24 protein-coding genes and 1 other RNA gene are annotated in these 23,832 nt (G+C 69.6%); 21 read left to right on the top strand and 4 right to left on the bottom strand.

From position 1 onward, the window contains the following. Positions 1 to 69: 69 nt before the first annotated feature. The 3 genes from CKCBHOJB_RS03765 to CKCBHOJB_RS03775 are packed head-to-tail and all read right to left on the bottom strand — an operon-like array spanning position 70 to position 1,870. Entirely contained in the window at positions 70 to 744 is a 675-nt protein-coding gene (locus CKCBHOJB_RS03765) for a BON domain-containing protein (RefSeq protein ID WP_281050701.1), read from the bottom strand. Beyond that, complete coding sequence (locus tag CKCBHOJB_RS03770; protein WP_281050702.1) at positions 744 to 1,337, bottom strand: SIS domain-containing protein; 594 nt, start codon at positions 1,335 to 1,337, stop codon at positions 744 to 746. The genes CKCBHOJB_RS03765 and CKCBHOJB_RS03770 overlap by 1 nt, the downstream gene beginning before the upstream one ends. A 44-nt stretch (positions 1,338 to 1,381) precedes the next feature. Beyond that, the gene (locus CKCBHOJB_RS03775) at positions 1,382 to 1,870 is read right to left on the bottom strand and encodes a YraN family protein (protein WP_281050703.1); all 489 of its coding nucleotides are present in this window, start codon (positions 1,868 to 1,870) and stop codon (positions 1,382 to 1,384) included. On the opposite strand from CKCBHOJB_RS03775, the gene rsmI reads away from it, so the two are divergent. From rsmI to CKCBHOJB_RS03880, 21 genes are all read left to right on the top strand, one after another. Continuing rightward, positions 1,869 to 2,744: a 16S rRNA (cytidine(1402)-2'-O)-methyltransferase gene (gene rsmI, locus CKCBHOJB_RS03780; RefSeq protein ID WP_281050704.1), complete on the top strand. Its 876-nt coding sequence runs from the start codon at positions 1,869 to 1,871 to the stop codon at positions 2,742 to 2,744. The genes CKCBHOJB_RS03775 and rsmI overlap by 2 nt on opposite strands. Positions 2,745 to 2,829: 85 nt before the next feature. After that, a complete protein-coding gene (pyrC, locus tag CKCBHOJB_RS03785; RefSeq protein WP_281050705.1) occupies positions 2,830 to 3,879 on the top strand; it encodes a dihydroorotase in 1,050 nt (349 codons plus the stop codon). Then, positions 3,879 to 4,307 carry a hypothetical protein gene (locus CKCBHOJB_RS03790; RefSeq protein WP_281051606.1) on the top strand — a complete coding sequence of 143 codons (429 nt, stop codon included), beginning with the start codon at positions 3,879 to 3,881 and terminating at the stop codon, positions 4,305 to 4,307. Before pyrC ends, CKCBHOJB_RS03790 begins: the two co-directional genes overlap by 1 nt. Before the next feature lie 41 nt (positions 4,308 to 4,348). Further along, positions 4,349 to 4,730: RNase P RNA component class A (rnpB, locus tag CKCBHOJB_RS03795), an RNA gene on the top strand. A 349-nt stretch (positions 4,731 to 5,079) separates the two neighbouring features. Beyond that, positions 5,080 to 5,523, top strand: coding sequence for a division/cell wall cluster transcriptional repressor MraZ (gene mraZ / locus CKCBHOJB_RS03800; RefSeq protein WP_281050706.1), 444 nt, complete (start codon positions 5,080 to 5,082; stop codon positions 5,521 to 5,523). Continuing rightward, entirely contained in the window at positions 5,520 to 6,458 is a 939-nt protein-coding gene (gene rsmH, locus CKCBHOJB_RS03805; protein ID WP_281050707.1) for a 16S rRNA (cytosine(1402)-N(4))-methyltransferase RsmH, read from the top strand. The genes mraZ and rsmH overlap by 4 nt, the downstream gene beginning before the upstream one ends. Further along, positions 6,455 to 6,721 (top strand): cell division protein FtsL, encoded by a 267-nt coding sequence (gene ftsL / locus CKCBHOJB_RS03810; RefSeq protein ID WP_281050708.1) that lies wholly within the window; start codon positions 6,455 to 6,457, stop codon positions 6,719 to 6,721. The genes rsmH and ftsL overlap by 4 nt, the downstream gene beginning before the upstream one ends. Continuing rightward, positions 6,718 to 8,484 carry a penicillin-binding protein 2 gene (locus CKCBHOJB_RS03815; RefSeq protein ID WP_281050709.1) on the top strand — a complete coding sequence of 589 codons (1,767 nt, stop codon included), beginning with the start codon at positions 6,718 to 6,720 and terminating at the stop codon, positions 8,482 to 8,484. Before ftsL ends, CKCBHOJB_RS03815 begins: the two co-directional genes overlap by 4 nt. Further along, the gene (locus CKCBHOJB_RS03820; protein WP_281050710.1) at positions 8,481 to 9,986 is read left to right on the top strand and encodes a UDP-N-acetylmuramoyl-L-alanyl-D-glutamate--2,6-diaminopimelate ligase; all 1,506 of its coding nucleotides are present in this window, start codon (positions 8,481 to 8,483) and stop codon (positions 9,984 to 9,986) included. The genes CKCBHOJB_RS03815 and CKCBHOJB_RS03820 overlap by 4 nt, the downstream gene beginning before the upstream one ends. Beyond that, complete coding sequence (gene murF, locus CKCBHOJB_RS03825) at positions 9,983 to 11,395, top strand: UDP-N-acetylmuramoyl-tripeptide--D-alanyl-D-alanine ligase (protein WP_281050711.1); 1,413 nt, start codon at positions 9,983 to 9,985, stop codon at positions 11,393 to 11,395. The genes CKCBHOJB_RS03820 and murF overlap by 4 nt, the downstream gene beginning before the upstream one ends. A 1-nt stretch (position 11,396) precedes the next feature. Then, a complete protein-coding gene (gene mraY, locus CKCBHOJB_RS03830) occupies positions 11,397 to 12,485 on the top strand; it encodes a phospho-N-acetylmuramoyl-pentapeptide-transferase (protein WP_281050712.1) in 1,089 nt (362 codons plus the stop codon). Continuing rightward, a complete protein-coding gene (gene murD / locus CKCBHOJB_RS03835; RefSeq protein ID WP_281050713.1) occupies positions 12,482 to 13,888 on the top strand; it encodes a UDP-N-acetylmuramoyl-L-alanine--D-glutamate ligase in 1,407 nt (468 codons plus the stop codon). Before mraY ends, murD begins: the two co-directional genes overlap by 4 nt. Next, positions 13,885 to 15,111 carry a putative lipid II flippase FtsW gene (gene ftsW, locus CKCBHOJB_RS03840; protein WP_281050714.1) on the top strand — a complete coding sequence of 409 codons (1,227 nt, stop codon included), beginning with the start codon at positions 13,885 to 13,887 and terminating at the stop codon, positions 15,109 to 15,111. The genes murD and ftsW overlap by 4 nt, the downstream gene beginning before the upstream one ends. Further along, on the top strand, positions 15,108 to 16,178 hold the full coding sequence (murG, locus tag CKCBHOJB_RS03845; RefSeq protein ID WP_281050715.1) for an undecaprenyldiphospho-muramoylpentapeptide beta-N-acetylglucosaminyltransferase: 1,071 nt from the start codon (positions 15,108 to 15,110) through the stop codon (positions 16,176 to 16,178). Before ftsW ends, murG begins: the two co-directional genes overlap by 4 nt. Beyond that, positions 16,175 to 17,590: a UDP-N-acetylmuramate--L-alanine ligase gene (gene murC, locus CKCBHOJB_RS03850; RefSeq protein ID WP_281050716.1), complete on the top strand. Its 1,416-nt coding sequence runs from the start codon at positions 16,175 to 16,177 to the stop codon at positions 17,588 to 17,590. The genes murG and murC overlap by 4 nt, the downstream gene beginning before the upstream one ends. After that, complete coding sequence (locus CKCBHOJB_RS03855) at positions 17,587 to 18,501, top strand: D-alanine--D-alanine ligase (protein WP_281050717.1); 915 nt, start codon at positions 17,587 to 17,589, stop codon at positions 18,499 to 18,501. Before murC ends, CKCBHOJB_RS03855 begins: the two co-directional genes overlap by 4 nt. Further along, positions 18,494 to 19,357 carry a cell division protein FtsQ/DivIB gene (locus CKCBHOJB_RS03860; protein WP_281050718.1) on the top strand — a complete coding sequence of 288 codons (864 nt, stop codon included), beginning with the start codon at positions 18,494 to 18,496 and terminating at the stop codon, positions 19,355 to 19,357. The genes CKCBHOJB_RS03855 and CKCBHOJB_RS03860 overlap by 8 nt, the downstream gene beginning before the upstream one ends. Next, positions 19,354 to 20,583, top strand: a complete 1,230-nt coding sequence (gene ftsA / locus CKCBHOJB_RS03865; protein WP_281050719.1) for a cell division protein FtsA — start codon at positions 19,354 to 19,356, stop codon at positions 20,581 to 20,583. The genes CKCBHOJB_RS03860 and ftsA overlap by 4 nt, the downstream gene beginning before the upstream one ends. A gap of 141 nt (positions 20,584 to 20,724) precedes the next feature. Beyond that, positions 20,725 to 21,867, top strand: a complete 1,143-nt coding sequence (ftsZ, locus tag CKCBHOJB_RS03870; protein ID WP_281050720.1) for a cell division protein FtsZ — start codon at positions 20,725 to 20,727, stop codon at positions 21,865 to 21,867. Positions 21,868 to 22,192: 325 nt separating this feature from the next. Continuing rightward, entirely contained in the window at positions 22,193 to 23,119 is a 927-nt protein-coding gene (gene lpxC / locus CKCBHOJB_RS03875; RefSeq protein WP_281050721.1) for a UDP-3-O-acyl-N-acetylglucosamine deacetylase, read from the top strand. 27 nt (positions 23,120 to 23,146) lie between these two features. Beyond that, positions 23,147 to 23,335 (top strand): hypothetical protein, encoded by a 189-nt coding sequence (locus CKCBHOJB_RS03880; protein ID WP_281050722.1) that lies wholly within the window; start codon positions 23,147 to 23,149, stop codon positions 23,333 to 23,335. A 15-nt stretch (positions 23,336 to 23,350) separates the two neighbouring features. Here CKCBHOJB_RS03880 and CKCBHOJB_RS03885 read toward each other — a convergent pair whose 3' ends face one another. Beyond that, positions 23,351 to 23,782, bottom strand: coding sequence for a DUF721 domain-containing protein (locus tag CKCBHOJB_RS03885; protein WP_281050723.1), 432 nt, complete (start codon positions 23,780 to 23,782; stop codon positions 23,351 to 23,353). Positions 23,783 to 23,832: the final 50 nt, after the last annotated feature.

The raw sequence follows: 23,832 nt of genomic DNA on the forward strand, positions 1-23,832 counted from the left end.
CGTTGCCGCGGGGTGGGCGGCCGCGCAGAGGCTGCGCGGCCGTGGTTTCCGTCCGTGGCGGCGAGCCTGTCAGCGTCGTGCGCCGGTCGGGTTGTCGAGCCGGCGCGCTTCCTCGTCGCTGATGTATTCGAACACGCGCACGACCTTGCGCACGCCCTGGCTGGTGCGGGCGACCTCGGCGGCGGCGTCCGCCTCGGCGCGGGTGACGATGCCCATCAGGAACACCACGTTGGCCTCGGTGACGACCTTGACGTTGTGCGCCGAGAAGCGCTGGGCGTCGACGAAGCGGGCCTTCACGTTGGAGGTGATCAGCGCGTCGTTGCCGCGCGCGGTCAGGCTGGAGTTGGGGCCGACCACCACTTCGTTGATCACGCCGCGCACGTGCTCGACGCCGCCCACGATGCGCTCGAGCTCGCCGCGTACGGTTTCGTTGGGGGCTTCGCCGGTCAGCAGCACGTTGCGGTTGTAGGAGGTGACGTTCACATGCGCGCTGCTGCCGAAGCGCTCACGGATGCGGCTCGACACCTTCCATTCGATGCCTTCGTCCTCGACGTAGGTGCCGCTCGTGCGGCGGTCGGAGACCAGGGCGGCGCCTGCGCCGACCCCGGTGGCGACGACCGGGAAACAGCCCTGCAGCAGCGGCAGCAGCGCGGCCGCGCCCAGGCCGAGCACCAGCGCACGGCGGGATTGGCGGGTCGGTTCCTGGGTGTTTGCGGTGTTCGGGGAATGTCGCAGCGTCTTCATCAGTCTTCCACTCCGAGTAACAGACAGTCGATACCGTCGCACAGGCAATGCAGGATGAGCAAGTGCAATTCCTGGATGCGCGCGGTGCGCTCGGCGGGGGCGGACAGCAGGATGTCGGCCGGACCGAGGGCTTCGGCGATGCGTCCGCCGTCGGCGCCGGTGAGGGCGATCACCCGCATGTCGCGTTCGTGGGCGGCGCCGATCGCGCCCAGCACGCGCGCCGAAGCGGGGTTGGTGGACAGCGTGACGAGGATGTCGCCCGGCTGGCCGAAGGCGGCGATCTGGCGGGCGAACAGGGCCTGCGGGTCGAGCTCCGCGGCGACCGGCGCCAGCGTCGAGGTGTCGGCGCTGAGCGCCATCGCGGCCAGCGCCGGGCGTTCGAGTTCGAAGCCGTTAACCAGTTGCGCGGCGAAGCGGCGGGCGTCGCCTGCCGAGCCGCTGCCGCCGCACACCAGCACCCTGCCGTTGTCGAGCAGGCTGGCGGTGATGAGTTCGACGGCGCCGGCGATCGGCGCGGCGAGCAGTTCGAGCGCCTCGAGCGAGGCGCGCATGTTGTCTTCGAACTGGTGCGAGATGCGGTCGATGAGGTTCATGCGGGCTGGGCCGGCTGCAGGGCGGGAGAGTCTAGCATGGGGCCTCAGCCCGCATCGAAGGCGCCCGGTAACCAGGTGATTCGGGCCGGATCGAGCGCGTCGAGCAGCACGGCGTCGAAGCGGCAGGCCGCGCCCGCGTAACGCCGTCCGACACCACCGAGCCACCACTGTGCGGCGATCAGCACGCGCCGGCGCTTGGCCGCGGTGATGCTCTCGGCCGCGCCGCCGAAGCGGGCATTGCTGCGCAGACGGACCTCCACGAAGACCACGTGGCTGCGGTCGAGGCAGATCAGGTCCACCTCGCCGCCGCGGCAGCGCACGTTGCGCGCGAGGAGGCGCAGCCCGCGGGCGGCGAGATGCGCGGCGGCGAGCGCCTCCGCCGCCGCGCCGCGCGCTTGCGCCGGCGTCCGGCGTGCGTCGATACTGTCGCCTTCCTTGCCGGAGCGCCTGCCTGCGGCCCGCGCTCCGCTCGTCCGTCCGCCGCCGGTGTCCTGCGCGGGACGGCGCCGTGCCGCCGAGTCGAATTCATCCATGCCCGTCACCGTCTCCCTGCCCGATCGTCCGCTTTCAAGTACGCCGTCATTGTATGTGGTGGCGACCCCGCTCGGGAATCTGCATGACATGACGCTGCGGGCGCTCGCCGTGCTCGGCGCGGTCGATGTGGTCGCGGCCGAGGACACCCGCCACAGCCAGCGCCTGCTCGATGCCTATGGGCTGAAGCCGCGCATGATGGCGGTACACCAGCACAACGAGCAGGCGGCGGCGGGGCAGCTGATCGAGCATCTGGCCGCTGGTCGCCATGTGGCGCTGATCACCGATGCGGGCACGCCCGCGGTGTCCGATCCGGGCGCGCGCCTGGTCGCCCGCGTGCGCGAGGCGGGCCACCCGGTCGTGCCGCTGCCCGGGCCCTGCGCGGCGGTGGCGGCGCTGTCGGTGTCGGGCTTCGCCGAGGGCGGCTTCCGCTTCGTCGGCTTCCTGCCCGCCAAGGGTGGGGCGCGGCGGACGGCGCTGTCCGCGCTGCGCGACGAGCGCGATGCGATGGTGTTCTACGAGGCGCCGCACCGCATCCTCGAATGCGTGGCCGACATGGCCGAGGTCTTCGGCGGCGAGCGCGAGCTCCTGATCGCACGCGAGATGACCAAGCTCCACGAGCAGATCGTGCGCATGCCGCTCGCGGACACCGCGGCCTGGTTCTCCGCCGACGCCAACCGGGTGCGTGGCGAGTTCGTGCTGGTGCTGGCCGGCGCGCCCGCGGGCGAAGGGCTCGATGCTGAGGCGGTGCGCGTGCTCGAGCTGCTGCTCGGCGAACTGCCGGTCAAGACTGCGGCCGGCCTGGCGGCCGAGATCACCGGCGCGCCGCGCAAGGCGTTGTACGCCGCGGCGCTGGCGCGTCGCAAAGAGGATTGAGTCGAGCCTGGCCCAGACCTCGCGCAGCGGCGCGCGATGCAGGCGTAAGCGCCTATAATCCGGGGCTCCAAAGAGGACCCGCTCCATGCAAACGATCACCCTTGTCCGCCCGGACGACTGGCATCTGCACGTGCGCGACGATGCCGCCCTCGATGCCGTGGTGCCGCACACCGCCGCACGTTTCGGCCGCGCGCTGATCATGCCCAACCTGAAGCCGCCGGTCACCACGACCGCGCAGGCGCTGGCCTATCGCGAGCGGATCCTCTCCGCCGCGCGGGGCACCGGCTTCCAGCCGCTGATGAGCCTGTACCTGACCGACAACCTGCCGGCGGACGAGATCGACCGTGCCAGCGCGAGCGGCCACGTCGTCGCCTGCAAGCTCTACCCCGCCGGCGCGACGACCAACTCCGACGCCGGCGTGACCGCGATCGACAAGGTCTATCCGGTGCTCGAGCGCATGGAAAAGCTCGGCATGGTGCTGTGCGTGCATGGCGAGGCGACCGGCGCCGACGTCGATGTCTTCGACCGCGAGCGCGTGTTCATCGAGCGCACCCTGTCGCCGCTGGTACGGCGCTTTCCCGGGCTGAAGGTGGTGTTCGAGCACATCACCACCGCCGAGGCGGCGCAGTTCGTGCGTGCGGCCGGCGCCAACGTCGCCGCCACCGTGACCGCCCACCATCTGCTGCTCAACCGCAACGCCATCTTCGCCGGCGGCATCCGTCCGCACCATTACTGCCTGCCGGTGCTCAAGCGCGAGATCCATCGCGAGGCGCTGGTCGCGGCCGTCACCTCGGGCAGCCCGCGCTTCTTCCTCGGCACCGACTCGGCCCCCCATGCGCGCAGCACCAAGGAGAACGCCTGTGGCTGCGCCGGCTGCTACACCGCGCATGCCGGCATCGAGCTCTATGCCGAGGTGTTCGACGCGGCGGGGGCGCTCGATCGGCTGGAGGCCTTCGCCAGCCTGAACGGCCCGGCCTTCTACGGCCTGGCGCCGAACGCCGACACCATCACGCTGCGGCGCGAGGCCTGGAGCGTGCCGGCGAGCTACCCCTATCTCGGCGACGATCCGCTGGTGCCCCTGCGTGCCGGCGAGCCGGTGGGCTGGAGGCTGGTCGGCGCCGGAGAGTCGGCGTGATGCTGCGTGCCCGTGCGCTGCGCCTGCTCGCGGCCTGCGGCCTGCTGGCCGTGCTGGCGGGCTGCGAGAACAGCGCGACCGCGTACCGGATCGATGGCGGCGAGCACGCGCTGGTCCTGGTGCGGGAGCAGAAATTCTTCTGGGACGACGAACTGCGGCAGGCGGTGCTCGTATCCCGCCTGCCTGCATGCCAGAAGCGCATCCGCATCCATCCGAGTTCGACCGTACTGGTCGAGATGAAGGTTTACGCCGCCGGCGACGGCCTGTGGGCGCTGCATCAGGGCGAGCGCTGGTATCTCGCCGGCACCGCCGAATGCCGCCTGCAGGACTGGGACAACCCCGGCGACCAGGTTCCCGGGGCCTTGCTCGGCAGTTTCGTGCTCAAGGACGGTGCTCCCGCCTTCGTGCCCGCAGCCGCGGCAAACTGAGCCGGGCGGCGGGGCCGCGACGCGCGTATAATCCGCGGCGGGAAGTTCGCCAGGCAGTCGCTGCGCACCATGTCGTGCGTGGAGGAAAGTCCGGGCCCCGCAGAGCAGGATGCCGGCTAACGGCCGGGCGCCGTGAGGCGACGGAAAGTGCAACAGAGAGCAGACCGCCGATGGCCTTCGCAAGAAGGATCAGGTAAGGGTGAAACGGTGAGGTAAGAGCTCACCGCAGGACTGGCGACAGGACTGGCACGGTAAACCCCATCCGGGGCAAGGCCAAATAGGGGAGCATCGACGTGGCTCGCGTCGCTCCCGGGTAGGCTGCTAGAGCGCCGCGGCAACGTGGCGCCCAGAGGAATGACTGCCCGATGTCGCCGGTTCGCCGGCGGCGTTCGACAGAACCCGGCTTATCGGCGAACTTCCCCACCATCCCCGTATTCATGACCCCGTCGACGCGCGTCCGCGAGCGGCTGCGGTCATTTCTTCATGCCGCCGGCGTGATTTTCGTCCCATATCGGGCGAATTTTCCCACTCTCTCCCACTTCGGCTTCGATCGTGCCCGAGCTCGTGCGCTGCATGAGCTTCAATTCCTATTGTCCTTGATTTTTCAGGGTTTATTGGTTTGTGCGGGTTGTGACATAAGTCATTGTGTAACAACGGGATTCCGCCCGGGCTGCCTTGACCACCCCTGGCCTTTCCACTAAAGTGGGTTCAAGTGGAAAAAAGTGGGGAAAAGTGTCATTCCGATGCTTTCCCGGTGCCGTCAGGGGGGACGATGTTCCAGGGAGCCGCAGCGCTCAATCTCGATGCCAAGGGTCGCCTCGCGATCCCCGCACGGCATCGTGACGCCCTGGCCGTCGATAACGGGCAGATCGTGCTGACCGCCCACCCCCACGGCTGCTGCCTCGTCTATCCCGTTCCCGCCTGGATTCCCATCCGCGATCAGGTGCTCGCCGCGCCCGGTCTCGATCCGCAATCGGCCATGCTCAAGCGCCTGCTGGTCGGCTTCGCCCAGGACGAGACGCTCGATGCCGCCGGTCGCGTGCTGGTGGCGCCGTCGCTGCGCAAGTTCGCCAAGCTCGACAAGCAGGTCTGGCTGGTGGGGCAGGGCACGCATTTCGAGCTGTGGTCCGACGAGGGCTGGGAGAAGCAGCAGGAGGCGATGCTCAACCTGGCCGCCACCGGGTTGCCGCCCGGCTTCGAGAGCCTGGCGCTGTGAGCGCGGTGCAGTCTCACGTCAGCGTCCTGCTCGCCGAAGCGGTCGACGCGCTCGCGATCCGTGCCGACGGCATCTATGTCGATGGCACCTTCGGGCGCGGCGGCCACAGCCGGGCGGTGCTCGAGCGGCTTGGACCGACGGGGCGGCTGATCGCCTTCGATCGCGACCCGGCGGCGATCGCGGCGGGCCAGGCGCTGAACGACCCGCGGCTGACGCTGGTGCACTCGGCGTTCAGCGCGCTCGACGAGGAACTCGGGCGCCTGGATGTGGCGATGGTGGATGGTGTTTTGCTGGACCTGGGGGTGTCTTCACCCCAACTGGACGATGCGGCGCGGGGCATGAGCTTTCGCTTCGACGCGCCGCTCGACATGCGCATGGATACGAGCCGCGGGCAGACCGTGGCGGATTGGCTGGCGGATGCCTCCGTCGGCCAGATCACGGAGGTACTCAGGGATTATGGAGAGGAACGGTTTGCTCATGCGATTGCAAAGGCGATTGCAGCTGCTCGGACAGGGGGGCTTGTCGCAACCACTGGACAACTTGCCGCGATCGTGGAGAAAGCGGTCCGCACACGCGAGCCGGGGCAGCACCCGGCGACACGCTCCTTCCAGGCTCTTCGGATTTTCATCAATCAGGAGCTCGAGGAGCTGAGCAACGTGCTGCCGGCCTGCGTGTCCCGTCTGCGCACGGGTGGGCGGCTGGCGGTGATCAGCTTCCATTCGCTCGAGGATCGCATCGTGAAGCGCTTCATGCGTGACGAGTCGCGTCCGCCGGTGCTGCCGCGCCGGCTGCCGATCAGGGCGGCGGATCTGCCCGCGCCGCGCCTGAGGCTCGTCGGCAAGGCGGTGCGCCCGGGTGAGGTCGAGGTCGCGGCCAATCCGCGCGCGCGCAGCGCGGTGATGCGGGTCGCCGAGCGCACGGAGGCGCCGGCATGATCCGCGGAGATGCCGTCCTCGTGGCGCTGGTGGTGGCGAGTGCGCTCGGCGTCGTCGCCGCGCAGCACCAGTCGCGCCGGCTGTACGCCGAATACGAGCGCGAGCAGGCGCGGGCGCAGGCGCTCGAGGTCGAGTGGGGCCAGCTGCAGCTCGAACAGAGCACCTGGGCGACCCACGGTCGGGTCGAAAAACTGGCACGGGAAAAACTCGACATGCGGGTGCCGCCTGCGGGTCAGGTGCTCGTGGTGGAGCCGCAATCATGAAGACACAGCGTACCGTCACGTTCAATCACAATCCCCTGCTGAAGCGCGAGCTGCCTGCGTGGCGTGCGCGCCTGGTCATGCTCGGCCTGATGGGCTGCTCGCTGGCGCTGGCGGGTCGCGCACTCTATCTGCAGGGGGTCAATCACGATTTCCTGCAGGCCAAGGGCGAGTCGCGCTACGCCCGCACGCTGGAGGTGCCGGCTACCCGCGGACGCATCACCGACCGCCACGGCGACATCCTCGCGGTCAGCACGCCGGTGCGCTCGGTGTGGGCGATTCCGTCCGACGCCCGGCTCGAGCCCGCGCAGGCGCGCGAACTCGCCCGCCTGCTCGAGATCGACGTCAATGAGCTCAACAGCCGGCTGGCGAACGGGCGCGACTTCGCCTATCTGAAGCGCCAGGTGCCGCCGGAAGTCGCCCAGCAGGTCGCCGACCTGCGCCTGCCGGGCATCCATCAGCAGCAGGAGTACCGCCGCTATTACCCGGGCGGCGAGGTGATGGCGCACATCCTCGGTTTCACCGACGTCGAGGACAAGGGCCAGGAGGGTATCGAGCTCGCCTTCGACAAGCGCCTGGCGGGGCGCCCCGGCGCGCGCCGCGTGATCAAGGATCGGCGCGGCCAGATCGTCGAGGACGTCGAGGCCATCCGGCCGCCGCGCGACGGCGAGGACGTGGCGCTGTCGATCGACGGCAAGATCCAGTACCTGGCGTGGTCGGCGCTGCGCGATGCGATGCATCAGCACAAGGCCCAGGCCGGCGCGGTGGTGGTGCTCGACGCGCGCAGCGGCGAGATTCTGGCGCTCGCCAATGCGCCGACCTTCAATCCCAACAACCGCACCAACCTCAGCGGTGCGCAGTTGCGCAACCGGGTGTTCACCGACGCCTTCGAGCCCGGCTCGGTGATGAAGCCGTTCATCGCGGCGCTGGCGCTCGATCGTGGCAAGCTCCGCGTCGACAGCCAGATCGACACCGGCAACGGGCGGATGACGATCGGCACGGCGACGATCTCGGACACCAAGCGCCACGGCATGATGAGCGTCGCCCAGATCGTGCAGAAGTCGTCCAACATCGGCACGGTCAAGATGGCGCAGCAGTTCAGCCCCGACGAGATGTGGCACCTGTTCGATCAGCTCGGTTTCGGCACGCCGCTCAACCTCGGCTTTCCGGGCGAGACCTCGGGTCGCCTGCGTCCGGCGAAGAGCTGGCGGCCGATCGAGCAGGCGACCATGTCCTACGGCCACGGCATCTCGACCAGCCTGATCCAGATGGCGCGTGCCTACATGGTGTTCGCGCGCCATGGCGAACTGGTGCCGCTGTCGCTGACCCGGGTGGATGGCGTGCCTTCGTCCGGTCGCCGCGTCTTCTCCGAGACCACCGCGCAGAACATGCGCACCATCCTGGCGATGGCGGCAGGTCCGGGCGGCACCGCGCCGCGTGCGCAGGTCCCCGGCTACACGGTGGCGGGCAAGACCGGCACCGCGCACAAGCTCGAGGGCGGGCGCTACGCACGCAAGTACGTGTCGTCCTTCGTCGGCTTCGCACCGGCCACCAATCCGCGCATCGTCGTCGCCGTGATGATCGACGAACCCAGCGCCGGCCAGTATTTCGGCGGCACCGTCGCCGCGCCGGTGTTCTCGCGCATCACCGAAGGCACGCTGCGCACCCTCGGCGTGGCGCCGGACGTGCCGCTGACGCCGCTCCAGCTTGCCCGCCGCACCGCCGACGAGGCCGCTCCCGGCGTGGCCGGCAGGGAGAACATGTGAGCGCGGAGCAGGCCCTGTCGATCCTCGCGCACCTGCGCGCCGAAGGCGCGACGGTGCAGGACATCACCGCGGATTCGCGCAAGGCCGGCCCGGGTTGTGCATTCGCCGCCTGGCCCGGGCAGCGTACCGACGGGCGGCGCTATCTCGCCGACGCTGCGGCACGCGGCGCAGCGGCGCTGATCTGGGAGGATGGCGACGGCTTCGTGCCCGCCGCCGGGGCCGTCCCGGGACTGGGCGTGACCGGACTGCGCGAGCTCGCCGGTCACCTGGCGCACGAAGTCCATGGCCGCCCGTCCGAATCGCTGTGGCTGGCCGGCGTCACCGGCACCAACGGCAAGACCACGGTCACGCAGATGCTGGCGCGCGCCTTCGCCGAGCTGGGCGAGCGCTGCGGCATCGTCGGCACCCTGGGCTGCGGCTTCCCGGATGAGCTCGAGGAAGGCATCAACACCACCCCGGATGCGCTCGACCTGCACCGCTGGTTCGCGCGTTTCCGTGCTGCCGGTGCGAGCGGCGCGGCGATGGAGGTGTCGTCGATCGGCCTCGACCAGGGGCGGGTGAATGGCGTGCAGTTCGATGTCGCGGTGTTCACCAATCTCACTCGCGACCACCTCGACTACCACGGCACCATGGACGCCTACGCCGAGGCCAAGGCGCGCCTGTTCGCGCGCCCGGAGCTGCGCACCAGCGTCATCAACGTCGACGACGCTTACGGGCTGGTGCTCGCCCGCCGGCTCGTCGCCGAAGGGCGCGACGTGATCGCGTGCACCCTGCATGGTGCCAACCGCGGCGCGGTGCCCGGTGCGCGCGTGCTGTTCGCCGACCGCCTGCAGGCTGCGCCTGCCGGCCTGCGCTTCAATCTCGTGTGGGACGGGCGCGAGGCGGACGTCAATGTGCGCATGGTCGCGCCGTTCAACGTCTCGAACCTCGTCGCCGTGGCTGCGGCCATGCTCGCCCGTGGCGTCGCCTTCGATGGCCTGGCGCCGGTGCTCTCGCGTCTGGTGCCGCCGCAAGGGCGGATGCAGCTAGTGGGCGGGGTGTGCGAGCCGCTGGTGGTCGTCGATTACGCCCACTCGCCGGATGCGCTCGCCAAGGTGCTCGAGGCCCTGCGCGCAACCGTGCAGACCCGGCGCGGCCGCCTGATCTGCGTCTTCGGCTGCGGCGGCGATCGCGATCCCGGCAAGCGGCCGATGATGGGCGAGATCGCCCGTTCGCTCGCCGACCGCGTGGTCGTCACCAGCGACAATCCGCGCTCCGAGGATCCCCTGCGCATCATCGAGGCGGTCGCCGCGGGTGCCGGTCCCGAGGCCGAGCAGGTGGTGGACCGGGCGCAGGCGATCGCGCGCGCCATCGGTGAAGCGGGGCCCGACGACGTGGTGCTGATCGCCGGCAAGGGTCACGAGCCCTACCAGGAAATCCTCGGCCAGCGCCTGCCGTTCTCCGACCTTGAACAGGCCCGACTGGCCCTGCATGGCTGGCAGGCGCGGGGGAAAGCACAATGATGACGCTGCACGATGCCGCGCACGCGCTGTCGGCGCATGGGGCGCACTTCACCGCGCTGGCCCGCTTCGAGAGCGTGGGCACCGACAGCCGCGCGCTGGCGCCCGGACAGCTTTTCGTCGCGCTGCGTGGCGAACGCTTCGACGGCCACGATTTCGTCGCTGCGGCCGGCCACGCCGGCGCCGCGGCGGCGATGGTCGATGCGGCCTGGGCTGCGGCGCATGCCGACGCACCGCTGCCGCTGCTGGTCGTGGACGACACCCGCCTGGCGCTCGGCACGCTGGCCGCGGCCTGGCGCGCCCGCTTCGCGTTCCCGGTGATCGGCGTCACCGGCAGCAACGGCAAGACCACGGTCAAGGAGATGTGCGCCGCGATCCTGCGCACGCAGGCGCGTCGCGACGGCTTCGGCGAGGAGTCGGTGCTGGCCACCCGCGGCAACCTGAACAACGACATCGGCCTGCCGCTGACCCTGCTCGAGCTGCGCGACTTCCACCGCGCCGCGGTGATCGAGATGGGGATGAACCACCCGGGCGAGATCGCCTACCTGACCGGTCTGGCGCAGCCCACGGTCGCGGTCGTGAATAACGCCCAGCGTGCGCACCTGCAGGGCATGGGCAGCGTGGAAGAGGTCGCCCAGGAGAAGGGCGCGATCTACCAGGGCCTGGGCAGCGCGGGCGTGGCGGTGGTCAATGCCGACGATCCGCATGCCGGCTACTGGTGCGAACTCAACGCGGCGCGCCGGATTGTGACATTCGGTATCGACAGCGAGGCGGACGTGCGCGCCCGGTGTACCCTGCGCGGCCTCGGCTCGCGGCTCGAACTCGACACCCCCAAGGGGGCGGTGGAGTTCGCCCTGCAGGTGCCGGGTCTGCACAATGCGCGCAACGCGGTGGCCGCGGCGGCGGCCTGCCAGGCGGCGGGCGCGACGCTGGAGGCCGTGGCCGAAGGACTCGCCGGCTTTGCCGGCACCCGAGGCCGCCTGCAGCGGCGCGAAGGGCCGGCGGGGGCGTTGATCCTCGACGACTCCTACAACGCCAATCCGGATTCGGTGCGAGCCGGGATCGACGTGCTGGCGGCCATGCCGGGCCACACCTGGCTGGTGCTGGGCGACATGGGTGAGGTCGGCGAGACCAGTGCCCAGGTCCATGACGAGATCGGCGGCTACGCCAAGAGCAAGGGCATCGACGGCCTGTTCGCGCTCGGCGAGATGAGCGCGGTGGCGGTGCACAACTTCGGCGAGGGCGGGCGCCATTTCGCCTCGCCCGAGGCGCTGGTGAGGGCGCTCGCGCCGCGCCTGGATGCAGACTCGGTCGTGCTGGTGAAAGGCTCGCGTTTCATGCGCATGGAAAGGGTGGCGGACGCGCTTGCGGCAATGCACAATTCCGCCCCTTCGAACGGAACCGGCTCCTGACATGCTGTTGGAACTCGCTCTCTGGCTCGGCCAGGACATTCGTGGCTTCAACGTCTTCGGCTACATCACGCTGCGGACGGTGCTCGCTGCCCTCACCGCGCTGGCGATCTCGCTGATCGCCGGCCCCGGCGTCATCCGCTGGCTGGCCGCCAAGAAGATCGGCCAGGCGGTGCGCGACGACGGCCCCAAGTCGCACCTCACCAAGGCCGGCACGCCGACCATGGGTGGCGCGCTGATCCTGATCGCGATCGGCATCACCATCCTGCTGTGGGGCGACCTGAAGAACGACTACGTTTGGGTGACCCTGTTCGTCACCCTCGGCTTCGGCGCAGTGGGCTGGGTCGATGACTGGCGCAAGGTGGTGCATCGCGATCCCAAGGGGCTGGCGAGCCGGTGGAAATACCTGTGGACCTCGGCGATCGCGCTCGCCGCGGCGATCTATCTCGGCCTCACCGCGAGCACGCCGGCCGAGACCGAGCTGATCGTGCCCTTCTTCAAGGCGGTCACCTATCCGCTGGGCATCTTCGGCTTCATCGCGCTGACCTATTTCGTGATCAACGGCACCAGCCACGCGGTGAACCTCACCGACGGCCTGGACGGCCTGGCGATCATGCCCACGGTGATGGTCGCGGGCGCGCTGGCGATCTTCGCCTATGTCGCCGGTCACGTCGGCTTCTCGAACTACCTCGGCGTGCCCTATGTGGCGGGGGCGGGCGAACTCGCGGTGTTCTGCGGCGCGATCTGCGGCGCCGGCCTCGGCTTCCTGTGGTTCAACGCCTATCCCGCGGAAGTCTTCATGGGCGATGTGGGCGCGCTTGCGCTCGGTGCCGCGCTCGGCACCATCGCGGTGATCGTGCGCCAGGAGATCGTGCTCTTCATCATGGGCGGCCTGTTCGTCGCCGAGACCCTGTCGGTGATGGTGCAGGTGCTGTACTTCAAGGCCACCGGCGGCAAGCGCATCTTCCGCATGGCGCCGCTGCACCACCACTACGAGCTGGGCGGCTGGAAGGAAACCCAGGTCGTGGTCCGCTTCTGGATCATCACCATCATGCTGGTGCTGTTCGGGCTGTCGACGCTGAAACTGCGATGAGCGAACTTACGGGCAAACACGTTCTCGTCCTCGGCCTCGGCGAATCGGGCCTCGCGATGGCGCGCTGGTGCGCGCTGCGCGGTGCACGCGTGCGCGTGGTCGACAGCCGCGCCACCCCGCCCGGGCTGGATGCCCTGCGCGCGGACGCACCGCTGGCCGAGATCGTCGTCGGCGAGTTCGGTGCCGAGGTGCTCGACGGCATAGAGCTGGTGGCGCTGAGCCCCGGGCTCGACCCGCGCCTGGGCGTCGCAGCCGAGGCGCGTCGGCGCGGCCTGCCGGTCACCGGCGAGATGAGCCTGCTCGCGCAGGCGCTGGACGAACTCGGCGTGCGCGCGCAGACCCGCATCCTCGCCATCACCGGTACCAACGGCAAGACCACCACCACCGCGCTCACGGCGGCGCTGGCGCAGTCGGCGGGGATCGACGCGGTGGCGGCCGGCAACATCAGCCCGGCAGCGCTCGACGTGCTGATGGAGCGGCTGGAGATCGGTGCCGCGCTGCCCGCATGCTGGGTGCTGGAGCTCTCCAGCTTCCAGATCGAGACCATGCATGGCCTCGATCCCGATGCGGCCACGGTGCTCAACGTGACCGACGACCATCTCGACCGCTACGCCGGTCTCGACGAGTACGCCGCGACCAAGGCGGCGATCTTCCAGGGCCAGGGCGTGCAGGTGCTGAACCGCGACGATGCGCGCGTCGACGCGATGGCCAGCGCCGGCTGCCGCGCGATCCGCTTCGGTACTTCGGCGCCGACCGCCGCGCAAGATTACGGGCTCGCCGACGCCGACGCCGACGGCCGGACCTGGCTGGTGCGTGGCGCGGTGCGCCTGCTCGCGCTCGCCGACCTCCCGCTCGCCGGTCGCCACAACGCGGCCAATGCGCTGGCAGCGCTCGCCCTGTGCGAGGGCGGGCTCGACATCGCCCCGCAGCGCCTGATCAACGGTCTGCTCGCCTTCCGTGGCCTGCCACACCGGGTCGAGCTGGTGGCCGAACGCGCCGACGGCGTGCGCTTCTACGACGATTCGAAGGGTACCAACGTCGGTGCCACGGTGGCGGCGCTGGCGGGCATGGACTGCCCGGTGGTGCTGATCGCGGGCGGCGACGGCAAGGGCCAGGACTTCTCGCCGCTGGCCGAGGTGTTCGCCAGCAAGGCGCGCGCGGTGGTGCTGATCGGCCGCGACGCCGGACGCATCGAGGCCGCGGTTGCCGGCTGCGGGGTGGCGCTCGAGCACGCCGCCGACCTCGACGCCGCGGTGCTGCGCGCCAACGCGCTCGCCCGCCCGGGCGACGCCGTGCTGCTGTCGCCGGCCTGCGCCAGCCTCGACATGTTCCGCAACTACGCGCACCGCGCCGAGGTGTTCATCGCCGCGGCGCGCCGGCTGCCCGAGGTGACCCCGCGATGAAGTTCGCCAGCGCCCTGTCCGGACTGCTCCATCGCGCCGAGCGCAAGGCCGATCCGGCCCGCGCTGCGGAGCGCCTCGCGCGCCAGTCGGCGCCCGCGCGCGAACTCGATCTGGTGCTGATCTGGTCGGCGGTCGGGCTGCTGCTGCTCGGTCTGGTCATGGTCTATTCGGCCTCGATCGCGATCGCCGAAGGCAGCCGCTTCACCGGCTACCAGTCGCATTATTTCCTGATGCGGCACGCGGTGTTCCTGGCGGTGGGCATCGGCCTCGGCCTGGCCAGCTTCCAGCTCTCGATGGCGCGCTGGCAGCAACTGGCGCCGGTGCTGTTCGTCGCCGGCGTGGTGCTGCTGGTGGTGGTGCTGATCCCGGGCGTCGGGCGCGAGGTCAATGGCGCGCAGCGCTGGCTCTCGCTGGGGCCGATCAACCTCCAGCCCTCCGAGTTGATGAAGATCTTCGCCGCCCTGTACGCCGCCGACTACACCGTGCGCAAGCTCGACGTCATGGGCAGCTTCGTGAAGGGCTTCGTGCCGATGATGGCGGTGATCCTGCTGGTCGGCTTCCTGCTGCTGCGCGAGCCGGACTTCGGCGCCTTCGTCGTCATCACCACGATCGCGTTCGGCGTGCTCTTCCTCGGCGGCGTGAACGTGCGCGTGTTCATCCTGCTTGCGGTCGTCGCGCTGATCGGCTTCGTGCTGCTGATCTGGACCTCGCCCTACCGTCGCGACCGCATCTTCGGCTTCATGGACCCGTGGCAGGACGCCTTCGGCAAGGGCTACCAGCTTTCGCACTCGCTGATCGCCTTCGGTCGCGGCGAATGGTTCGGCGTGGGCCTGGGTGGCAGCGTGGAAAAACTCTTCTACCTGCCCGAGGCGCACACCGACTTCCTGCTCGCGGTGATCGCCGAGGAGCTCGGCTTCGTCGGCGTGATCGCGGTGGTGGTGCTGTTCGCGCTCGTCGTCCATCGCGCCTTCATCATCGGCCGCGAGGCGATCAAGCTCGAGCGCTACTTCTCCGGCCTCGTCGCCCAGGGCATCGGCCTGTGGTTCGGCGTGCAGTCCTTCATCAACATGGGCGTCAACATGGGCCTGCTGCCGACCAAGGGCCTGACCCTGCCGCTGATGAGCTTCGGCGGCTCCGGCATCGTCGCCAACTGCATCGCGCTCGGCATCCTGCTCCGTGTGGACTGGGAAAGCCGTCAGCTCATGCGCGGGGGCCGCGCATGAAGACGCTGATGGTCATGGCCGGCGGCACCGGCGGACACATCTTCCCCGGCATCGCGGTCGCCGAGGAACTGCGCGCGCAGGGCTGGCGCATCGTGTGGATGGGCAATCCGGACGGCATGGAGGCGCGCATCGTGCCGCAGCGCGGCTACGAGACCGCGTGGGTGCGCTTCGGTGCGCTGCGCGGCAAGGGTCTGGTGCGCAAGCTGCTGCTGCCGGTGAATCTGCTCTCCGGCTTCTGGCAGGCCTTGCGCGCGCTGCGCCGGATCAGGCCCGACGTGGTGCTCGGCATGGGCGGCTACATCACCTTCCCCGGCGGCATGATGGCGGCGCTGCTCGGGCGGCCGCTGGTGCTGCACGAGCAGAACTCGGTCGCCGGGCTGGCCAACCGCGTGCTCGCGCGGGTCGCCGACCGCGTGCTCAGCGGCTTCCCCGAGGTGCTGGAGAAGGCCGAATGGCTGGGCAATCCGGTCCGTGCCGACATCACCGCCGTGCTGCCGCCCGCCGAGCGTTACCCGGGCCGCAGCGGCCCGCTGCGGGTGCTGGTCGTCGGCGGCAGCCTGGGCGCCGCGGTGCTCAACGAGACCGTGCCGCAGGCGCTCGCCCGCCTCGCACCGGAGGCGCGCCCGATCGTGGTGCACCAGGCCGGCGAACGCCAGATCGAGGGCTTGCGTGCCGCCTACGCGCGCGTGCAGGTCGAGGGCGAACTGCGGCCCTTCATCGACGACATGGCCGCCGCCTACGCGGATGCGGACCTGGTGATCTGCCGCGCCGGCGCGCTGACGGTGGCCGAGCTGGCGGCGGCGGGCGTGGCCAGCCTGCTGGTGCCTTTCCCGTATGCGGTGGATGACCACCAGACCGGCAATGCCCGCTTCCTCGCCGATCGCGGCGCGGCCTACCTGCTGCCGCAAACCGAACTCTCGCCCGACCGTCTGGCGGGCATCCTTTCCAGCCTGGATCGCGGCCGACTGCTGAACATGGCCGAGCACGCGCGCGCGCTCGCCAAGCCGCTCGCTGCGGTCGCGGTGGCGCACGTGTGCGCCGAACTGGCCGGCGGAGACGCGAAATGAAACACAAGGTCCGCAACATCCACTTCGTCGGCATCGGCGGCTCGGGCATGAGCGGCATCGCCGAGGTGCTGGTCAACCAGGGCTACCGCGTCAGCGGCTCGGACCTCGGCGAGAACGCCGCCACCCGCCGCCTGCAGAAGATGGGCGCGAAGGTGGTGCGCGGCCACGCCGCCGAGAACGCTGCGGACGCGGATGTGGTGGTCGTGTCCACCGCGGTGAAGGCGGACAATCCGGAGGTGGTCGCCGCACGCGAGCGCCACGTGCCGGTGGTGCCGCGGGCGCAGATGCTCGCCGAGCTGATGCGCTTCAAGCACGGCATCGCGATCGCCGGCACCCACGGCAAGACCACCACCACCTCGCTGGTGGCGAGCATCCTCGCCGAGGGCGGCATCGACCCCACCTTCGTCATCGGCGGCCGGCTCAATGCCGCGGGCGCCAATGCACGCCTGGGCACGGGCGACTACCTGGTGGCCGAGGCGGACGAGTCCGATGCCTCCTTCCTGCTGCTCAATCCGGTGATCTCGGTGGTGACCAACATCGACGCCGACCACATGGACACCTACGGCCACGACTTCGGTCGCGTCAAGCTGGCCTTCGTCGATTTCCTCCAGCGCCTGCCGTTCTACGGCGTCGCGGTGCTGTGCGAGGACGACCCCAACGTGCGCGAGATCATGCCGCAGGTGTCGAAGCAGATCGTGCGCTACGGCCTGTCCGCGACCGCCAACATCCGCGCCGAGAACGTGCGCGCCGATGGCGGGCGCATGCTGTTCGACTGCGTGCGGGTGAACGGCACGACCAGCCGGCTGTCGATCGAACTCAACCTGCCCGGCGTGCACAACGTGCTCAACGCGCTCGCCGCGATCGCAGTGGCGACCGAGGTGCAGGTGCCGGATGCGGCGATCGTCAAGGCGCTCGCCGAGTTCAACGGCGTCGGCCGCCGCTTCCAGCGCTACGGCGAGGTCGCGCTGCTCGACCAGGACGGCGACGAGGCCGGCAGCTTCACGCTGATCGACGACTACGGCCACCACCCGGTGGAGATGGCGGCGACCATCGCCGCGGCGCGCGGCGCCTTTCCCGGCCGTCGCTTGGTGCTGGCCTTCCAGCCGCATCGCTACACCCGCACCCGCGACTGCTTCGAGGACTTCGTCAAGGTGCTGTCGACGGTCGATGGTCTGCTGCTCGCCGAGGTCTATGCCGCGGGCGAGTCGCCGATCGTGGCCGCGGACGGGCGTTCGCTGGCGCGTGCGATCCGCGTCGCAGGCACGGTGGAGCCGGTGTTCGTCGAGGACATCGCGGACATGCCGAGGATGATTCTTTCTGCCGCGCGCGATGGCGACGTGGTGATCACCATGGGTGCGGGTAGCATCGGCGCGGTGCCGGGCAAGCTCGCCAGGATCGAGGAAGCAGTGTGAAGGCGAAGTACGGAAAGGTAGCGGTGCTGTTCGGCGGCGGGTCCGCCGAGCGCGAGGTGTCCCTGATGTCGGGCAGTGCGGTGCTCGCCGCGCTGCAGGCCGCGGGGGTTGATGCGCACGCCTTCGACCCGGCCGAACGCGACCTCCACGTCCTCAAGGAGGAAGGCTTCGACCGCGCCTTCATCGCGCTCCACGGCCGCGGCGGCGAGGACGGCACCGTGCAGGGCGCGCTCGAGTTGATGGGGATCCCCTACACCGGCAGCGGGGTGATGGCCTCCGCGCTGTCGATGGACAAGTGGCGCACCAAGATGGTGTGGCTGGCCGCCGGCCTGCCCACCCCGCGCTACGCGATCCTGCAGCACGACACCGACTGGGACGCGGTGGCCGCCGAGCTCGGCCTGCCGATCTTCGTCAAGCCGGTGCATGAAGGCTCCAGCATGGGTGCGACCAAGGTCGCCGCGGCCGACCAGCTGCAGGCGGCCTGGGAACTGGCGGCACGCTACGACAGCCTGGTGATCGCCGAGGAGTTCATCTCCGGCGACGAACTGACTGCGCCCTTCCTGGAGGACCGTGCGCTGCCGCTGGTGCGCATCGTCGCGCCGGAAGGCAACTACGACTACCAGCACAAGTACTTCACCGATGACACCCGCTACGACTGCCCCTGCGGCCTGCCCGCCGAGCAGGAGGCCGTGCTGCAGGCCCTGGTGATGAAGTCGGCGCGGGTGCTGGGCTGCCGTGGCTGGGGCCGCGCCGACCTGATCCTGACCGCCGACGGCCGTCCCTACCTGCTCGAGATGAACACCTCGCCGGGCATGACCGGCCACTCGCTGGTGCCGATGTCGGCGCGCATGGCCGGGCTGGACTTCACCGCACTGTGCCTGCGCATCCTCGACGGAGCCCGCCTTGGCTGAAGTGACCGCGCGTCCCGCCTCGATCCGTTCCGCCCGCCCGGCGGCCGCGGGCGGGCGGGCGCGTGCCGGCGAGGAGAAGGGCCTGTGGCACCGCCCGGCGCTGCTCAACCTGCTCTCCGATCTGCTCACCCTGGCTGCCGCGGTGGCGCTGGGCTGGGCGCTGGTGGTGTGGTTCGTGTCGCGCCCGCTGTTTCCGCTGCGCGAGCTGGTGGTCGTCACCGACCCGGCGCAGGTGACCGAGGAGCAGCTCGAATATGCCGCGCGCCTCGCGGTGCAGGGCAACTTCTTCACCGTCGATCTGGAAGCGGTGAAGGAGACGTTCGAGAAGCTGCCCTGGGTGCGCAAGGCCGAGGTGCGCCGGCGCTGGCCGGATGCGCTCGAGCTGCGCATCGAGGAGCACGACGCGGTGGCCTACTGGACGGTTTCGGAGAGCGGCGAGGCGCGCCTGGTCAATCGCCAGGGCGAGGTCTTCGTCGCCGCCTCGAACGCCGACCTGCCGCAGTTCGACGGCCCGCAGGGCTCCTCGAGCTGGCTGCTGGCGCGCTACGGCGAGTTCTCGTCGATGCTGCAGCCGCTGGGCGTGCGCCTGGTCGGCGTGGCGCTGTCGGCGCGCGAGGCCTGGCAGCTTCAGCTCGACAATGGCATGACGATCGTGCTCGGTCGTGAGCAGGACAAATCCACGCTCGTGGACCGGCTGCAGCGCTTCATCGCGGTGTGGCCGCGCGTGCAGGACGAAATCGATATCGAAATCAGGGTTGCGGATCTGCGCTATCCGGGCGGGTTCGCGCTGACCCCGACCGATGCCTCGGTGCTGCAGCAGCCCGTGACCCCCGCAGGCAGGAAAGGCAAGCAATGAGCAAGCAATACAACGAACTGGTCGTCGGCCTCGACATCGGCACCGCCAAGGTCACCTGCATGGTGGCCGAGGTCAAACCGGACGGGCGTCTGAACGTCGTCGGCCTCGGCACCCAGCCGACCAGCGGCCTCAAGCGCGGCGTCGTGGTCAACATCGAGGCCACGGTGGACGCGATCTCGCGCGTGGTGCAGGAGGTCGAGGTCATGGCCGACTGCAAGATCCACGAGGTCTACACCGGCATCGCCGGCAGCCACATCAAGAGCTTCAACTCCAGCGGCACGGTCGCGATCAAGGAGAAAGAGGTCTCGCCGCTCGACGTCGAGCGCGTGATCGAGGTCGCACGGGCGATGCCGATCCCGGCCGAGCAGCAGATCCTGCACATCCTCACCCAGGAATTCATCATCGATGGCCAGGGCGGGGTGCGCGAGCCGATCGGCATGAGCGGCGTGCGCCTGGAGGTGAAGGTGCACATCGTCACCGGCGCGGTGTCGGCGGCGCAGAACGTGATCAAGTGCGTGCGCCGCTGCGGGCTCGAGGTCATGGACCTGAGCCTGCAGCCGCTCGCCTCCAGCCACGCGGTGCTGACCGAGGACGAGAAGGAGCTGGGCGTGTGCATGGTGGACATCGGTGGCGGCACGACCGACATCGCGGTGTTCACCCAGGGCGCGATCCGCCACACCGCGGTGATCCCGGTCGCCGGCGACCAGATCACCAACGACATCGCGATGGCGCTGCGCACGCCGACCGCCGAGGCCGAGGAGATCAAGATCCGCCACGGCGTCGCCATGCACCAGATGGCCGATCCGGAAGAGATGATCGAGGTCCCCGGCGTCGGCGACCGCCCGCCGCGCAAGCTGTCGCGCCAGGCGCTGGCCGACGTCATCGAGCCGCGTGTGTCCGAGCTGTTCGAGCTGGTGCAGGCCGAACTGCGCCGCAGCGGCTACGAGGAACTGCTGTCCTCCGGCATCGTGCTCACCGGTGGTTCGTCGGTGATGCGCGGCATGGCCGAGCTGGCCGAGGATGTGTTCCACATGCCGGCACGGGTCGGTGCCCCGCAGTATGACGGCGCGCTGGCCGACGTGGTCTGCCAGCCGCGTTACGCGACCGCGATGGGTCTGGTGATGGAAGGTGCCGCGCAGCGGCGCAGGGGGCTTCAGGCGCGCGAGACGCGCACCGTGAAGCAGGTTTTCGGGCGCATGAAGGCGTGGTTCGAACGTAATTTCTGACCGCGCCGTGCATGCGTGATCGATTTGGATGATTGCCGGTTAACCGCAGCTTATTTAGTAGTAGACTGCTGGTCTGACACTAGATGCAGGGCGATCGGCGTTCGATGTTGAGCAGGGCCGTTTACTCAGGAGGCGAGGCAAATGTTTGAAATCGTTGAGAAGGAACCGACCGGAACGGTCATCAAGGTGGTCGGTGTCGGCGGTGCGGGTGGCAACGCGGTCGATCACATGATCCGCGAGGGCGTGAAGGGCGTGCATTTCATCACCGCCAACACCGACGCCCAGGCGCTCAAGCGCAGCCTGGCGCCGACCAAGGTGCAGCTGGGCAACACCGGTCTGGGAGCCGGCTCCAAGCCCGAAGCCGGTCGCGCCGCCGCGCAGGAGTCGCGCGAGGACATCGCCGCTGCGCTCGAGGGCGCGCACATGGTGTTCATCACCGGCGGCATGGGTGGTGGCACCGGTACCGGCGCTGCGCCGGTGGTGGCCGAGATCGCCAAGGAGATGGGCCTGCTGACCGTCGCCGTGGTCACCAAGCCCTTCGACTTCGAGAACCGCATCCGCGTCGCCGAGAGCGGGATCGAGGAACTCACCCGTCACGTCGACTCGCTGATCGTCGTGCTCAACGACAAGCTGCTCGAGGTCTTCGGCGACGATGCCGGCTTCGAGGAGTGCTTCCGCTCCGCCGACAACGTGCTGCGCTCGGCCGTTGGCGGCATCGCCGAGATCATCAACGTCCCCGGCCTGGTCAACGTCGACTTCCAGGACGTGCGCACCGCGATGGCCGAGATGGGCCGCGCGATGATGGGTTCGGCCGAAGCCGCCGGCCTCGACCGCGCGCGCATCGCCGCCGAGCAGGCCGCGGTGTCGCCGCTGCTCGAGGGTACCGAGCTGTCGGGCGCGCGCTGCGTGCTGATCAACATCACCGCCAGCAAGTCGCTGAAGATGTCGGAAGTGCGCGACGCGGTGAAGACGGTGCAGGCCTTCGCCGCTCCGGAAGCCTTCGTCAAGTACGGCACCGTGTTCGAGGACACCATGGAAGACCGCATCCGCATCACCGTGGTCGCCACCGGCCTCGGCGCGCCGCGCGCTGCACGCCAGCCGGTCATGCAGGTGGTGCAGGGTACCGGCACCTACGGTCCGGCGATCGGTGGCAGCATCGACATGAACAGCCTCGACGTGCCGGCGGTGATGCGCAGCGGTCGTCGCTCGACGGTCGAGGCGATGAGCACCAGCGGCGTCGGCACCTACGACATTCCGGCCTTCCTGCGTCGCCAGGCCGACTGATCGACGAGGGGACCGGCGGCGCGCCTGCACCGCCCGTCCCTGTCGTCGGTGGGAGCGGCACGCCCGCGAAGACCGCCTCCTTTGCAGGCAGGTCCGCTCCCACGAAGCGTCGCGCGTTTCGATGTCCGGGTGACACCGGGCTGCGCCGGTCGTGATGCAGTGCGAACCCGCGTGTGGACCGTCGCCTCCGGTCCGCGCGCGGGTTTTTTCTTGGCGGTGCTGCTTTGCAACATCCGCTTGCGCAACAGCGTGTTTCGATGGGGGCGATAGCCCGGCCGCATTCGGGTCGCGTGCTAAAATGACTGATCTAAAAAGGAAAACGAACATGATCAGGCAGCGCACCCTCAAATCCATCGTCAAGGCCACCGGTGTCGGTCTGCACGGCGGCCGCAAGGTGACCCTGACCCTGCGTCCGGCGGCGCCCGACACCGGCATCGTCTTCCATCGTGTCGATCTCGATCCGCCGCTGACCCTGCCCGCCGACCCCTATGCCGTGTGCGACACGCGCATGTGTTCCGGGCTGGAGAAGGGCGGCGAGAAGGTCGGTACCGTCGAGCACCTGATGTCGGCGCTCGCCGGCCTGGGCATCGACAACCTGCATGTCGACGTCGATGCGCAGGAGATCCCCATCCTCGATGGGAGTTCGGCGCCCTTCGTGTTCCTGCTCCAGTCCGCCGGCATCGAGGAGCAGAAGGCCGCGAAGAAATTCCTGCGCGTGAAGAAGGCGGTCGAGTACGTCGAAGGCGACAAGTGGGTCAGGCTCGAGCCCTACGACGGCTTCAAGCTGTCGTTCTCGATCGTGTTCAATCATCCCGCGATCGACTCCACCTCCACCCAGGTCACGATCGATTTCGCCGAGCAGTCCTACGTGCGCGACGTGGCGCGCGCGCGCACCTTCGGCTTCATGCAGGACGTCGAGTTCATGCGCGCCAATGGCCTCGCGCTCGGCGGCAGCCTGGAGAACGCGATCGTGATGGACGAGTACCGCGTGCTCAACGCCGAGGGCTTGCGCTACGCCGACGAGTTCGTCAAGCACAAGGTGCTGGACGCGATCGGCGACCTCTGCCTGTGCGGCCACCCGCTGCTGGCGGCGTATTCGGCGCACAAGGCGGGGCATGCGCTCAACAACCAGATCCTGCGCGTGCTGCTGGAGGACAAGGAGGCCTGGGAGATCGTCACCTTCGACCAGGATACTTCGACGCCGGCGGCGGTGTCGCACCAGTTCGCGCCCCTCGGCCAGGCCTTCGCCTGAGTCCGCCGCAGCCCGGAACGCCCCCTCATGCTGATCATGCGTCTGCTGTTGCTGCTCGGCGTGCTGGCCATCGGCGGCTCGATCATCCTGTGGCAGCTGACCGGCAATCCCCGCTACAAGACCTGGGCCTGGAAGTCCTTCCGCGCCGCGGTGGTCGTCGTCTTCATCTTCTTCGCCCTGTTCGCCATCGAGCGCATCCTCGCGCCGGTGGCCTGAGCGGGCCGCTCGTCCTCAATCCTTTCCGCGCCTGACCAGGCGCTCCAGCGAAGCCCGCAGCGGCGAATCCGCCGGCAGGCTGTGCGCGAAGGTCTCCAGGCTCGCCTTGGCAGTGGGCGAAATGTGGCGCTCGGTGGGCGGGCGGCGCCACTCGACCTCTTCCGGCGTACCGACCTTGACCTTGATCGCCTGCACGGCGTGCCCGCCATGCTGCAGGCGCTCCAGGATGCTGGGCAGGAGCTGGCGCAGGCGCACCGCGGCGGCCCCGCCGCGGGCACTCACCACCAGGGTGCCGTCCTTGAGGTTGGCGACCAGGCACTGACCCTGAAGCTGCGGCGGCAGGCAGGCGTCGAGCGCCCCCTGCACGCGGCGCAGGCGGGCGGCATGGTCCTGCAGGCGGGCGAGGGCATCGCCGCTGCCGAGGAAGCGGTGGAGCAGCCGGGTCATGGGGTGGGGGCGTGAAGCGTCATCAGGCGGGCGGGTGCGCCATGATAAAC

The sequence above is a fragment of the Thauera sp. GDN1 genome, assembly GCF_029223545.1.
GTDB lineage: Bacteria > Pseudomonadota > Gammaproteobacteria > Burkholderiales > Rhodocyclaceae > Thauera.